Below are 14,198 nucleotides of genomic sequence, written 5' to 3'. Positions count from 1 at the left end.
TATTGTGATTAATATAAATAATTCAAGGAGAGCGTCTAAAAATGAATAATAAGATTCCGCGCCTAAGCATCTGGATTATTCTGTGCCTGCTTTTCCCTCTGATTTCAGGCTGCATCCTTTTCTGGACCCTGCCCATCGCCATGAGCGGCAGCGGCAGCAGCGGCGGTAGCGACTCGCCGACCGGCAGCAGCGGCGGGCTTAAGACCGTCACCGGCATCATCTACGAAACCATTTACGGCTCGGTCAAAATCGCCCCCAGCGGCGGCGTCCAGATAACCTTCGTCAAAGACGGCACCACTTACAATGCCACCACCGCCTCGGACGGCAGTTTCTCCATCACCGGCGTACCCGAAGGCATCGGCCAAATGACCGCTTCAAAAAACGGCTACACCTCGAACGACTTTACGGTTAACACCTCAGTTGCAGCTAACCTTTCCCGTTCCATCACCAAACGCAATACTAACCACGTATTCATCTCCGCCGGCGGCGGCGCAATCAATACCTTCAGCGAAACCACTTATCCCAGATGCCAGGTGACTGTTCCGGCCGGCGCGGTCACCGCAGACACGGAAATGGAACTGACGCCCTATATCACCGTCAGCGACCTGCCCGGCAACTTCCCGGCCGGCGTCCTGCCACTGGCCGGCGCCAACCTATCCAGCGGTTCGGTTTACCAATTCAACGGCGGCAATAAGGCCGATGCTTATACCATACTGCCGTCTTCAATGCGGCCGGAAAACCTGACCGGCGCCACCATCAAGCTGATGGAATACATCAGCGGCCAATGGGTCGAAGCGTCCGGCGACGGCGAATACATCAGCGCCGGGCTCTGGGCCGGCTATCTCGGACCCAAAACCAGCTCGCCGGCCAAGATATCCGGCTGTTATCCCTGGTGTTACGTGGTCAAATTCGCCAATACCAGCTTGACCAATTACGCCTATGTCAGAGGCAAAGTCTCCGATATATCCGGCGCGGCCCTGGAAAAAATACTGGTGGTCGGCTACGGCGCCGCCGCCACCACCGACATCAGCGGCAATTATAACCTCGGCCCGTTGACCGTCGTCAACGCCACCGATAACACCCTTATCCCGGTCACGGCTTATCTCAACGGATATCTGCCCAATAACCAGTTCATCTCGCTCAAGACCGGCGACATCAAGGAAAATATCGATTTCACCCTCAGGACCATAGATCAGGTGGCTATTCTGGGCGGCTTGGTTACCGACAGCATCAACGGCACCGCGCTGAACGGCGTCCAAGTCAGCTACAAACGCTCGCCGGCCATCAAGACGCTCTCCTATGACAACCGCGGCACCACCAGCGATATCTCCGACGACACCTTCACGGTCATCCCCTCAACCGGCGTCAACCCTTCGGCTTACCAGTGGGTGGTCACCAAAAACAGCGTGCCTTATACCTCGACCCTTTACACCGGCGCCAGCGTCAATATCAACAACATCGTTACCGAAGCCCAGAGCCAGGGTATGACTGTCGATGTCGGCGCTTATCGCATCGGCTGCAATGTCACCCTGGCATCCGGTACAGTCAGCGTTGACGGTGGATTCCAGATTGCTCTGGTCGGTATGCTCCCGGCCATCACCGACATTCAATTGCCCATCATGGTCGAATTCGGCGCCGAGGTACTGGCCACTACCAATGCCAACGGCGGTTATTTATTCTTCGACGTGCCGTATGGAGAGCCGCTTACCGTGACTGCTAAGGCCACCGGTTATAACACCTCTGAGACCAGTATGGCACCAATAAGTACGAATTTCAACACCAAGGATTTTTCCCTCGTGCCGACTACTGGCGATTTCACTCCGCCCTCCGTCATTGCCGTCAGCCCGGCCGATAACGCCCAGGATGTGGCCATTAACAGCTCCATCCAGATAACCTTCAGCGAAGCCATGAACAACTCGACCATCAACACCTCATCGTTCAGGGTGACCGGCTCGTCCGGCGATATCGGCGGCCAGGTATCATACAACAGCGGCAATTATACGGCCACCTTCTCGCCCTCGGCCCAGCTGGCTTACAATACCACTCATACGGTGACCCTTTCCATAGCCGCCCGCGACCTTTACGACAACGCCATCACCGGAACCTACTCATCGACCTTCAGGACCGTCAGCGACCTGCCCAATACGCCGTCATCATTCACGGCTACGGCATTGTCCTATTCGCAAATCCGGCTGGCCTGGCAGGATACCTCCACCAACGAGACCGGCTTCGAAATCGAAAGCAGTCCCGATGGCGCCACCTGGTCCAGTCTCTACCTAGCGCCGCCCAATACCACCATCTACGTCAACAGCAGCCTGACCGCCTCGACCACCTATTACTACCGGATAAAGGCGTTTAACCTCAGCGGTAACAGCAATTATTCCTCAAGCGTTTCGGCCACCACCTTTGCCATTCCGACCATACCGCCCAACGCGCCGACCGGGCTGTCGGCCACGGCCGTTTCCTCGGCCAAGGTCAACCTGTCCTGGACCGACGCCTCCACCGACGAGGAAGGATTCTATATCGAACGCAAAGTGGCGGGCGGCACCTATGCGCGCATCGCCACTCTTATGCCCAACATCGTTATTTATTCCGACACTACCGGTCTGTCCGCCACTACCACATATTATTACCGGCTCCAGTCGTTCAGCGTGGCCGGCAACAGTTCTTATTGCACCGAAAAGAGCGTGGTCACACCGGCCCCGGCTCCCACCGCGCCGGTGGCTCCGTCCGGCCTGGCCGCAGTCGGCGTTTCCTCGGCCCAGATAGACCTGTCCTGGACCGACAACTCCGATAACGAAAACGGGTTCAGGGTCCAGCGCAAGCAGGGCGTAGGCGGCACCTATTCCACCATCGCTTCCTCGCTCGCCCAGAATACCACCATTTATCACAACTCCGGCCTTAATTCTAACACCGAATATTATTACCGGGTCCAGGCATATAACGCCTACGGTTACAGCGCCTGGTCGACTGAAGCCAACGGCACCACCGCGCCCCCGGCCGACACCCCTCCAATCATTCCTTCCGACCTGACCGCCACGGCCATATCGGCCGCCCAGATTACGCTCCAGTGGAGCGACAACTCCACCAACGAAGACGGATTTAAGATATACTACAACAACACCGGCATCTCCCCGTTCTCTTACTACGGCGGCGAGGCCTCGGCCAATACCACCTCGTACACGGTCAGCGGGCTTAATTCCGACACCACTCATTACTTTATCATCAACTCGTATAATGCCGCCGGTGACAGTCCGGAGTCCAACTCGGCCTCGGCCAAGACCTGGCCGCCGGTGCCCAGCGCGCCTTCGCCCAATACGCCTTATAACGCCGCGGAAAACATCTCGCTCAAACCGACGTTCATCTGGAGCCAGTCCGGCACGGTCAGTTCCTACCGACTGCAGGTCTCATCCAATTCCGAATTCTCGGCCATAGTCGCTGATACCGGCGGCATCACTAATACTACCTACACCCTGACCACGGCCCTGGCCAACCAGAACACCGTCTATTACTGGCGCGTCAACGCCACCAACGTCAGCGGCACCGGCCCCTGGTCATCCGCTTACAGTTTTAAAACCGTCTCGGCACCATCGGTGCCTACCGGGCCCAACGCATCCGCCTCCGCCACCAACCAGATTAATCTGTACTGGTCCTATAACGGCAGCGCCGCGGAAGGATACTATGTTTACCGCTGCACGGACGGGGTCAGCTTCATACCGGTGGCCACCTCGACATACACCAGCTTTGTCGACACGGGATTGACATCCTACACCACTTATTATTACAAATTCACAGCTTACAACTCGGCCGGTGAAAGCGTTCGTTCCTCCTCGACCAGCGCCACCACCTGGCCGCCGCTCCCGGCCATGCCCACTCCGGACCTGCCGGCCGATGCCGCCATAAATATCAGCATCAACCCGACCATCAGCTGGAGCGCCGTCACTTACGCCCAGTCTTACCACCTCCAGGTGGCTAAAGACAGTATCTTTTCCGCCGGCAATATGGTCTATGATAATCAGTACGTCTACAGTAATTCTCAAAATATTTACAGCCTCATCCAGTCGACCGCCTATTACTGGCGCGTCAGCGCTCGCAACCAAAGCGGCGACACCGACTGGCCGGCCACGCCCCGGAGCTTTACCACCACCGACGTTCCCAACGCGGCGCCCAGCGCCCTGAGCGTTACGGCCGTTTCCTCATCGCGGATTAACTTCAGCTGGACCGATAATTCCAATAATGAGGATATTTTCGATATTCTATACAGCACAGATAACAGCTATTTCTACTCCCTGCCTACGGCCCCGGCAAATGCGATCACCTATTCCTTAACCTCCGCATATTATAACACGCTTTATTACTTCAAGGTCCGGGCCGTCAACAGCGTCGGTTACAGTAACTATTCCAATACGGCCAGCGACACCACCTGGCTGCCGGTGCCCGAACCTACGAATATTTATTCCCCATCCAGCAGCGCTATCAATGTTTCCCTGGACACATATCTTTATTGGAATTCTGTTTGGTCCGCCACCAGTTATAAGCTCCAGGTGGCCACCGATACCGGTTTCGCCTATATCGTCCGCGATTTCAGCGGCATCGCCACTAATTACTTTTCCATTACGCCATCGCTCAATTCCAATACCGTCTACTACTGCCGCGTCAAAGCCGTCAATATCAGCGGCGAAAGCGCCTGGTCAACCAACACATATTACTTCACCACCGCTTTATTCCAGCCTGACCTGGCCGTAAGCGAAGACAACATATCCTACCTCGGCGACAATATTTTTAATTATACCGGCCTGAGCCAGACCCTGAACGACTCCGTTGATTCAGGCAACACCGTCAAATATTACTTCCAGATAAAAAATGAAAGCAACCTTGACGACTATTTCACCTTTGCCGGCACCAGCGGTAACGCCCAGTGGACTATAACCTACTATAACGAATACAACGATGACATCACCACCAATGTAGTCAACGGCACATACAATCGCTATTTCAACGCAAATGGAACCCAATATTATTCGGCGGATGTAACACTCATAACCGATACCGCTGTAATACCGCTAAATCTCTTCTTTACCGGCACCAGTTGGTTCGATATCGCCTGCAAAGACACCGTAAAAATAGTTGCCGACATGACCAAGTGGCAATCGGTAGCGGCCGGTATCCAGCACAATATTGCAATCAAGAACGACGGCTCGCTCTGGGCCTGGGGCGACAATTCTAGCGGCCAGCTCGGTCTGGGCGATTCCAACCCACGCTGGGGTCCGGTCCAAGTCGGCGCCGATAAGGATTGGTCTCAGGTCAGCGCCGGTAACGGATTTAGTATGGCCGTCAAGACCAACGGTACCCTCTGGACCTGGGGCTATAACTGGAATGGCCAGCTCGGCCAGGGCGACAGCGGCAACGGCACCAACAGGCTTGTTCCAACCCAGGTGGGTTCCGACACTGATTGGAGCAAGGTGGCAGCCGGAGGCTATCACGCCATGGCGCTCAAAACCAATGGCACCCTCCTGACCTGGGGCTGGAACAACTACGGACAATTGGGCTTTGGATACACCGGCGGAAGTTCTATTCTCATCCCAACCGTCGTTACCGCAGTAGGAACAGCCTGGTCCTATATTTCAGCCGGCATATATCACTCAATAGCGTCCAACAGCGATACCAATACCTATACCTGGGGTTATAATGGTTATGGCCAATTAGGACACGGCGATTATGCCCTGCGTAATTCTCCGGTGGCGCTGACCACGTCCGGTTGGAGTGTGGTCAAAGCCGGCTCTTTCCATACCGTAGGCATTATCTCCGGACAATTATGGGTCTGGGGTTGGAATCTCAATGGCCAGCTCGGCCTCAATGATACGAATAATCGAAACTATCCTTGCAGATACGTTTCGGCTACCAGCTGGGTCGCCGTCGCCGGCGGATATTATCATACCCTTGCCCGCAACAGCTTAGGTACCATCTATGCAGCCGGAGACAATGCGTCCGGCCAGCTCGGCCTTGGCGAATCAGTTTCCTACACATGGAAATTCCTGGCTATTACTACCACTCTCGGAGCGCAACTGGCCGCCGGGCGCGACCACAGCTTTACCATCCGCTCGGACGGCACGCTTTATTCCTGGGGCTGGAACCAATACGGCCAGCTCGGCCACGGTGACACAAAAAACCGCTTCTGGCCGACTAAGGTCTATCTCCAGTGGCTGATGGTTTCCGGCGGATACGGCCATACCATAGGTCTCAAGAGCGATGGCACGCTCTGGTCATGGGGATACGGCTATGACGGCCAATTAGGCCATGGCGACACATCCTACAAGTACACGCCTACCCAAATCTCTACCGGCACAGACTGGTCATTCGTTGATTGCGGGGATTATTATAGCTTAGGCGTTAAGACCAACGGCACTCTCTGGTCATGGGGCGATAACTGGTACGGCCAGCTCGGGCAGGGCACCAGCGGCAGCGGTACCAACAAATATTCGCCCACCCAGGTAGGCTTAAACACCAATTGGGCCTCTGTCAGCGCCGGGAACTACCATTCATTAGCCGTTACCAACGGCGGCCAACTTTGGTCTTGGGGTTATAATGCTATGGGCCAGCTCGGCCTGGGCATAGGCGATTACACCAACAGGACTGTGCCCACCTATGTTACAAGTTTAGGCACCGTTACGCTTATCAGCGCCGGAACTTATCATTCGGCCTGCGTTGCCGCCGGAATCCTCTATACATTCGGATATAATTATTATGGCGCATTAGGGACAGGAGATCTTACTGATCATAATCATCCGGATCCCCAACCCATTAGAAGTGGAATTATATCCGTCAGCGCCGGATACCAACATACCGTGATTACGGACGGCCAGGGAAAACTATGGTCTACTGGATATAACTCCGACTATGGACAGCTGGGCACAGGTAATAACACCAATACAAATTACCTTGTACAGGAAGTAACGCTGGCTACTGATTGGGTCAGCGCAGTTGCCGGTAATAACCATACTATGGCCGTCAAAACCAACGGAACTATATATGCCTGGGGCGCTGGTTCCTATGGGCAGTTAGGTCAGGGTATAGATTGGGCCAATTGGAATAACCCCAGGTTAGTAGGCTCGGATACAGACTGGTCCAAGATTGGGGCCGGTTCTTTTCATTCCTTGGGCGTAAAGAGAAACAACTCGCTCTGGGGCTGGGGTTATAACAACTCCTATCAACTCGGTCTAAACAACACCGACAATAAAAACACGCCCACCAAGATTAAGTAACTAATGGGCGGTCAGATGTTTCGGAACATTGGGATCATTTTTTCCTTTGGTTCTATCAAAAAATAACCCCTCTTTATCACCAGAAATGACATAAAAAGCAGATTTAATGCGGTTTTTTAGGTAATTTAGCCTAAAAGTTATCCACAGGAGTAGCCCCCCCACCCTCCTTAATATATTGTAACCTACCCTGTATAGTAATCCAGGCCGACTTGTCATATACTAAAGGCCGAGTTGTCATATACCAGAGGCCGACTTGTCATATACTAGAGGCCGACTTGTCATATACTAGACGCCGACTTGTCATATACTAGAGGCCGACTTGTCATATACTAAAGGCCGACTTGTCATATACTAGATGCCGACTTGCCATATACTAGATGCCGACTTGTCATATACTAGATGCCGACTTGTCATATACTAGACGCCGACTTGTCATATACTAAAGGCCGACTTGTCATATACTAGATGCCGACTTGCCATATACTAGAGGCCGACTTGTCTTATACTATAGCGGTATTTGAGAAAAATAGAAATTCCAAGAATACCATACTCAATTACATCCCTTGGCCCGGGAGCATGGCATGGGTGCGGAAACAACGCCTGCCGGAAAACCGCCTATGCCGGTTTGGCCAGTTTATTCAGCTCTGATTGGATTATGGCCGGCATAACTATACTGACTATGATATACAGGATGAACCAAAGCAAGGCGTTATTGTCTTTCTTGACGTTCTGGGCGAAACCCTCGCAATATTTATAGGCCCAATAAATGTTCGCTATCGGGACTATTATCAGCCAGGCGGTGGGTATTTTCGCGCCCAGCCTGTTTATTTCATTCTTGGTCGAAACCACCCAATAAAGATAATAAATCCCGAAGGTTATTATTGAAAATATATATACCAAAACCACGTTTCTGTGCTTTACCATTTTCCGCCTCCTTTTTTTCGATTAAACAGTTACTCTAAAATACTTGATAGCATTTATCTCTAACGTGGTCAAGGGAATATACAGAATAGTGCCCGGCCGGGCAACCGTTTGTTTTCTTGACCGGATAATGTTTTTCTGATAATATCCGGATTGTTATCCAATAAGTAATTACCGCGTTGAAATCTTATAAGAAAGGATTTTTATGGCCAAGATATCGTTATGTTTGCTGGGAACCCTGGCGGTTTGCCTGCTGGCCTGCGGTTGCGTGGTGGTTACCGAAGACCCGCATTATCAGGGCACGGTGGAAATATATCCGGAGTTCATCCCGCCGCCGTTCCAGCTGGCGCCGGGTATGGTGCTGATGCCTTCGATGGCCGGGGTGTATTACGCCCGCGACGGCTATAACCTGTTTTTTTATACCGACTCGTGGTATTATTATTGGGGCGGCTACTGGTTCATCGGCTCTTCATTCAACGGTCCCTGGGTCTATGTCGAACCGGCCCGGTTGCCGGTGATGATGACCAGAATCCCGCCCGGACACCTCAAAACCCCGCCCGGCCAGCTCCGGCGCAATGAGCATCATCCCAGGAACCGCCCGCCCGACCGCCGGCAAACAGCCCCCGGCCCGCGCAAGGACAATGACCGGGATAATGACAGGGACAGGGAAAAAGATAAGGGCCGTGACAAGGACAAAGACGACTCACCCGGCCATAAGAAAAAGGACAAATAACCGCGGCCGGTCTTTTCAACCTGCTTACATTAAGATACTCTCTTGCGGAAGCGCAGGGTGCTGAAGCTGATGATGGCCACGCCGATAATCAACAGCGCCAGCATCTGCGGCCAGAGCACGCCCAAACCCGTTCCTTTGAGGAATACCCCCCTGATGATTACCAGGAAGTATCTTAAGGGATTAAGATAGGTCAGATACTGAATACCCTGGGGCATATTCTGGATGGGAAAAACGAACCCGGAAAGCAGAAGGGCCGGAAAGATGAGCAGGAAGGTGGTCATCATTGCCTCCTGCTGGGTTGAGGCGATGGTGGAAATGAACAGCCCGATGCCCAGCGTGGTCAAAAGATAAAGGATGACCGAACTGAAAAGAACCAGCGGGTTGCCCCGGATGGGCACGTCGAACCAGAAGACGCCGACCACGGCCACCAGGACCACGTCGGCCAGCCCGATGACGGCAAAGGGTAATAACTTACCCATAATCAATTCCCACGGCGCTATCGGGCTGACTATCAGCTGTTCGATGGTGCCCATCTCTTTCTCCCGGACAATGGCCATCGAGGTCAACAGCAGGGTGATGATGGTGACAATCAGGGCGATGACGCCTGGGATGAAGAAGTTGCGCGAGACCAGGTCCTCGTTGAAGAGCACCCGGCTGCGCAGGTCTATTCCCGGTAATTGGCCGGTCGAGAGCAGGATGGCCGCACGGTCTTTAAGAATGTTAGTCGAGTAGGCCTCGACTATCCGGCTGGCGTAGGTCATTATCACGGCGGCGGTGTTGGAGTCGGTGCCGTCGAGTATCAGCTGCAGTTGGGCGGTGCGCCGGGCGCTCAGATCGCGTTCAAACCCTGGATTGAAGCGGAGCACGGCGCTGACCCGGGAATCGTTGACGAGCTGCTCGGCCTCGCGGTCGGTGGACACGCGCTTAACCAGCTTGAAGTAAGGCGAATTGACAAACCGGCCGGCCAGCTCGCGGCTGGCCGCGCTGTTGTCCAGATCGTAAACCGCCGTGGGAATGTTCTTGACGTCGGTCGAGACAGCATATCCGAAGATTATCATCTGGATGATGGGCGGGACGAATATAATCATGCGCATGCGCGGGTCGCGGAACATCTGGATGAATTCCTTGATGACTATCTGTTTTATCCGCTCGAACATATCTATACCACCCGCTTTCTGAACATCATCACGGCCAGGTTCAGGACCGCTAATGTGAACAGGCACAGCAACAGCGCCTCAATGCCCAGGACTTCCAGCCCGATGCCCTTCAAATAAATACCCTTGAGTATGGTCACGAAATAACGGGCCGGGATGACGTAGGTGACGGCCCGGATGACCGTGGGCATATTGGCGATGCTGAATACGAACCCGGACAACAGGAATGCCGGCAGGAAGGTCGAGACCAGCGCCAGCTGGCTGGCCAGCAGCTGCTTTTTGGTGACGATGGAGATGAGTATGCCTAAACCCAGCACGCCGACCAGGAACAGGCTGCTCAAGGCAAAAAGAAGTATGACGCTGCCGTTCAGGGGCACGTCGAATATGAACTCGCCCATCAACACGGCAATCAGCACGTCAACCAGGCCGATGGCGAAATATGGAATAATCTTGCCGATGACCAGCTCGCGCGGCTTGATGGGCGTGGAGATGAGCTGTTCCATAGTGCCGCGCTCCCATTCCCGGGCCACGGTCAGCGAGGTCAACAGCGCGGCAATGACCATCATGATAACCGCAATCAAGCCGGGTATGATGAAGTTACGGCTCTTGAGGTCCTGGTTGAACCAGACCCGGCTGCGCATATCCACCGGCAGGATGCTCTTGACGCCCAGGCCGGCCAGCCGGTCGGTAACCAATTTCCGATTATGCAGGGCCGTGACCGCGCTGGCATACCCCAGCGCGATGGTGGCCGTGTTGGAATCGCTGCCGTCAACCAATAACTGCACCGGCGCAGCCCGGTCGGAAGCCAGTTGGCCGGCGAAATCGGGCGGAATCACCAGCGCCATAATTGCCCGGTTCCGGTCGATATGCCGGTACAGGTCGTTGTAGTTGTCGGAATAACCGATTATCTTAAAGTAGGGCGACTGACTGAAATTGAGGATATATTCCTGCGAGGCCGGCGACTGGTCCTGGTCCCAGACGACCATGGGCACGTTATCGACGTCGAGCGTAAGCGCGTAACCGAACAGCACCAGCATGACCATGGGCAGTGCGATGGCCAGACCCAGACTGCGCGGGTCGCGCCAGACCTGAATGAATTCCTTGCGGGCAATGGCTTTAATCCTGGTCAGGTTCATTAGGCACCTTTAGTTTGGCTGATGATTTTATCAACGAGACGAAAACATCCTCCAGCGAGGGCTCAATCCGTTTTATTCGGTAATCAAGGCCCGGTTCTTTGGCCATCAGCTCTTTTATCGCGGCCGTGGCAACCGGTTCGTCGTCAACGATGGCGTGCAGGACGGTGCCGAACAGGGCCGTCTCTTTTACGGACTTGAGCCGGTTGAACGGCTCGATCCATTCCTCCGGCCGGTCCAGACTGACGGCCAGCACCGATTCTTTCATCAATTCCGTTTTTAGCCGGTTGGGCGTGCCGGTAGCGATGATGTTGCCGTCGTAAATCAGGGCCAGCCGGTCGCAGTTCTCTGCTTCGTCCATGTAATGGGTGGTGACGAATACGGTCACGCCGCTGTTGGACATTTCTTTTATCAGTTTCCAAAACATCTGTCGGGCAATCGGGTCAACCCCGGCCGTGGGTTCGTCCAGGAAGAGTATCTTCGGTTCGTGGATGATGGCGCAGCCCAGGGCCAGGCGCTGTTTCCAGCCGCCGGCCAGGATGGACGTCCGGCTTGCCCGTAATTGCTCCAGCCCGGCCATCCGGAGCACCCATTCTTTGCGGGCAGATTTCTTTTCGGCCGGCACGCGGTAGATGCCGCTGTAGAAATTGATGTTCTCCTCGACGGTCAGGTCGTCGTAGAGCGAAAAGCGCTGGGACATATAGCCGATATTCTGCTTGATCAGGTCGGGCTGGCTGGCGATGTCGTAGCCGCCCACCCGCCCGGTTCCGGAAGTGGGGGCAAGGATGCCGCAGAGCATACGGATGGCGGTGGTCTTGCCGGCGCCGTTGGGGCCGAGGAAGCCGAAGATTTCGCCCGGCTTGACGCTGAAAGAAATGCGGTTGACGGCCGTGAACCTGCCGAACTTCTTTTCCAGCCCGGTTACCTCGACGGCGTTGATGATGTCATTTTTCATATTGGTTTATGATGGAAATAAAGGCGGCTTCGAGCGAGTCGGCCTTGGCCTGGGCCTTGATATCGGCCGGCGCGTCGTACCTGAGCAGTTTGCCCTTGTGCATCAGCCCGATTCTTTTACAGCGTTCGGCCTCGTCCAGATAAGCGGTGGAAAAGAAGATGGTCACCTTATCCTTGAGCAAGCGGTAGAGGATCTGCCAGAAATCGCGCCGGGAAACCGGGTCGACGCCGTTGGTCGGCTCGTCCAGGAAAAGCACGCGCGGCTTATGGATCAGGGCGCAGGCCAGGCCCAGTTTCTGTTTCATGCCGCCGGAGAGGTTGCGGGCCAGCCGTTGCCGGAATTCGCCCAGATTGGTGAAGGCCAACAGCCGGTCGATCTGAGGCGCCCGTTCGGCCTGGGGCAGGCCGTAGATGTCGGCGTAGAAGTTGATGTTTTCCATGACGGTCAGGTCTTCGTAGAGCCCGAAACGCTGGGGCATATAGGCGATGTTTTCCTTGAGCGCCTCGGCATCCTTGGCGATATGATAGCCGGCCACCCAGGCGTCGCCGCTGGTCGGCTCGAGTATGCCGCAGAGCAGGCGCATGGTGGTGGTTTTGCCGGCGCCGTCCGGTCCGACCAGCCCGAAGATTTCACCTTCTTCAACGGTAAGATTCAGGTTATCGACGGCTGCCACGGCCCCAAACCGCTTGGTCAAGCCCTTGGCTTTGATGGTTATCATGGTTATTCGATGGCCAGATAGACGTCGGCCGGCATGCCGGATTTGAGTTCCTGGCCGGCGTTGTCCACGGATATTTTTACCCGGTAAACCCGGTTGATTCTTTCTTCGCGGGTCTGAATCTGCTTGGGCGTGAATTCCGATTCGGGCGAAATGAAAGACACGTAGCCGTCGTATGACTTGTCCGGATAGGAATCGGTCTTGATCCGGGCCTTTTGGTTGAGCTTGACCCGGCCCAGGTCTGTTTCCTTAATGTAACCGGTGACCCAGAGGTTGCGCAAATCGCTGATGGTATAGACGGCCGAGCCGGGCTGGACGATTTCGCCTATCTGGGCGCTTTTGACGGTGATGAATCCATCGATGGGCGCGACCAGATCGGTGTAACCCAGCTTCAAAACGGCTAGGTCCAACCCGGACTGGAGCGTGGCCAGGCGCGCCTGCGACATCTGGTAGTTGGCTTTGAGCGTGTCGCGCTGCTGAACCGTGAAGCCGCCGGACTGAATCAGCCGCTCGGCACGCTCGTAGTCGGCCTTAAGGCGGTCGCTGTTGAGCTGGGCCTCCTGCAAGGCAGATTCGGCCTGGCTCTTTAAGCTGAGAAACTCTTCCTTGTTTAGCTGGGCCACCAACTCACCGGCCCGGGCGGTATCGCCTTCGTTCTTGAGCAGTTCCTTGATTTTGCCGCCGACCTGGAAGGCCATCCGGGTTTCGGTGGCTTCGATCGTGCCGGAGATGAAAACGGTGTTGCCGTTCTGTTTCCGCCCGAAGATGCTGGCCAGCAGGGCAACCAACCCGGTGATGACGACAATGACGATAATCAGTTTCTTATTCATCCTGCTCGACCTCCTCGATTCTGGCGGCTATGTTTTTCAGTGATTTCAAGAGCGCGGTGATTTCCGGATCGGGCATGGCGCTGAAAATCCGCTGCCACCTGAGCTGGAGCATGATTTTAAACTGCCTGATAAAGGCGGCGCCTTTGGGCGCCAGCCTGATAAGCACCACCCGCCGGTCATTGTCCAGACTGGTCCGGCTGACCAACCCGGTCTTAATAAGCCGGTCAACGATGCCGGTAGCCTGCGGATAGGACATCTTCATGGTCCGGGCCAACTGCGACATCTTGCAGTCCTGGTAACAGGACAGGGCTACCAGGGTCAGGAATTGCAGGTGTGTGATTTTCTGGGACGCCAGAAACTCTATTTGCGCGCCTTTGATGATCCGGGGGATCAGTTCCGACATGAAAATGCTGGTCTCTTTGACCTTGCTGTTTGGCATAACGGGCTCCTTATATAATGTATTAATATTTAATATATATGAACTAATTTGTCAAG

At 54.7% G+C, this 14,198-nt stretch carries 8 protein-coding genes and 1 pseudogene; 2 read left to right on the top strand and 7 right to left on the bottom strand.

What is annotated here, in order from left to right:
- Window positions 1-41 precede the first annotated feature (41 nt).
- On the top strand, window positions 42-7,262 hold the full coding sequence (locus WC980_05290; GenBank protein ID MFA5794465.1) for a fibronectin type III domain-containing protein: 7,221 nt from the start codon (window positions 42-44) through the stop codon (window positions 7,260-7,262).
- Between the two features lie 615 nt (window positions 7,263-7,877).
- Here the strand turns inward: WC980_05290 and WC980_05285 are convergent.
- Window positions 7,878-8,186: a DUF4234 domain-containing protein gene (locus WC980_05285; GenBank protein ID MFA5794464.1), complete on the bottom strand. Its 309-nt coding sequence runs from the start codon at window positions 8,184-8,186 to the stop codon at window positions 7,878-7,880.
- A 202-nt stretch (window positions 8,187-8,388) separates the two neighbouring features.
- Here WC980_05285 and WC980_05280 point away from each other — a divergent pair, with 202 nt between their 5' ends.
- Window positions 8,389-8,916 carry a hypothetical protein gene (locus WC980_05280; GenBank protein MFA5794463.1) on the top strand — a complete coding sequence of 176 codons (528 nt, stop codon included), beginning with the start codon at window positions 8,389-8,391 and terminating at the stop codon, window positions 8,914-8,916.
- 29 nt (window positions 8,917-8,945) lie between these two features.
- On the opposite strand, the gene WC980_05275 is transcribed toward WC980_05280, so the two are convergent.
- The 6 genes and pseudogenes from WC980_05275 to WC980_05250 all read right to left on the bottom strand — a co-directional run bounded on the left by WC980_05275 (window position 8,946) and on the right by WC980_05250 (window position 14,142).
- Window positions 8,946-10,073, bottom strand: a complete 1,128-nt coding sequence (locus WC980_05275; GenBank protein ID MFA5794462.1) for an ABC transporter permease — start codon at window positions 10,071-10,073, stop codon at window positions 8,946-8,948.
- A 2-nt stretch (window positions 10,074-10,075) separates the two neighbouring features.
- Window positions 10,076-11,206, bottom strand: coding sequence for an ABC transporter permease (locus WC980_05270; GenBank protein MFA5794461.1), 1,131 nt, complete (start codon window positions 11,204-11,206; stop codon window positions 10,076-10,078).
- Window positions 11,187-12,158, bottom strand: coding sequence for an ABC transporter ATP-binding protein (locus tag WC980_05265; protein ID MFA5794460.1), 972 nt, complete (start codon window positions 12,156-12,158; stop codon window positions 11,187-11,189). The genes WC980_05270 and WC980_05265 overlap by 20 nt, the downstream gene beginning before the upstream one ends.
- Window positions 12,159-12,225: 67 nt before the next feature.
- Window positions 12,226-12,876, bottom strand: a pseudogene (locus tag WC980_05260) (ABC transporter ATP-binding protein).
- Window positions 12,877-12,878: 2 nt separating this feature from the next.
- Window positions 12,879-13,703 carry an efflux RND transporter periplasmic adaptor subunit gene (locus tag WC980_05255; GenBank protein ID MFA5794459.1) on the bottom strand — a complete coding sequence of 275 codons (825 nt, stop codon included), beginning with the start codon at window positions 13,701-13,703 and terminating at the stop codon, window positions 12,879-12,881.
- A complete protein-coding gene (locus WC980_05250; protein MFA5794458.1) occupies window positions 13,696-14,142 on the bottom strand; it encodes a MarR family transcriptional regulator in 447 nt (148 codons plus the stop codon). The genes WC980_05255 and WC980_05250 overlap by 8 nt, the downstream gene beginning before the upstream one ends.
- Window positions 14,143-14,198 lie beyond the last annotated feature (56 nt).

Source organism: Candidatus Brocadiia bacterium (assembly GCA_041658285.1).
Lineage (GTDB): Bacteria > Planctomycetota > MHYJ01 > JACQXL01 > JACQXL01 > JBBAAP01.
The sequence above is the reverse complement of the archived record's forward strand: the minus strand, read 5'-3'. Positions and strand labels throughout refer to the sequence as shown.

What these genes read in the sequence shown, in the direction of transcription:
- WC980_05290 (MFA5794465.1), top strand. Translation starts at nt 42, where the DNA reads ATGAATAATAAGATTCCGCGCCTAAGCATCTGGATTATTCTGTGCCTG.
- WC980_05255 (MFA5794459.1), bottom strand. Translation starts at nt 13,703, where the DNA reads ATGAATAAGAAACTGATTATCGTCATTGTCGTCATCACCGGGTTGGTT.
- WC980_05280 (MFA5794463.1), top strand. Translation starts at nt 8,389, where the DNA reads ATGGCCAAGATATCGTTATGTTTGCTGGGAACCCTGGCGGTTTGCCTG.
- WC980_05265 (MFA5794460.1), bottom strand. Translation starts at nt 12,158, where the DNA reads ATGAAAAATGACATCATCAACGCCGTCGAGGTAACCGGGCTGGAAAAG.
- WC980_05285 (MFA5794464.1), bottom strand. Translation starts at nt 8,186, where the DNA reads ATGGTAAAGCACAGAAACGTGGTTTTGGTATATATATTTTCAATAATA.
- WC980_05250 (MFA5794458.1), bottom strand. Translation starts at nt 14,142, where the DNA reads ATGCCAAACAGCAAGGTCAAAGAGACCAGCATTTTCATGTCGGAACTG.
- WC980_05270 (MFA5794461.1), bottom strand. Translation starts at nt 11,206, where the DNA reads ATGAACCTGACCAGGATTAAAGCCATTGCCCGCAAGGAATTCATTCAG.
- WC980_05275 (MFA5794462.1), bottom strand. Translation starts at nt 10,073, where the DNA reads ATGTTCGAGCGGATAAAACAGATAGTCATCAAGGAATTCATCCAGATG.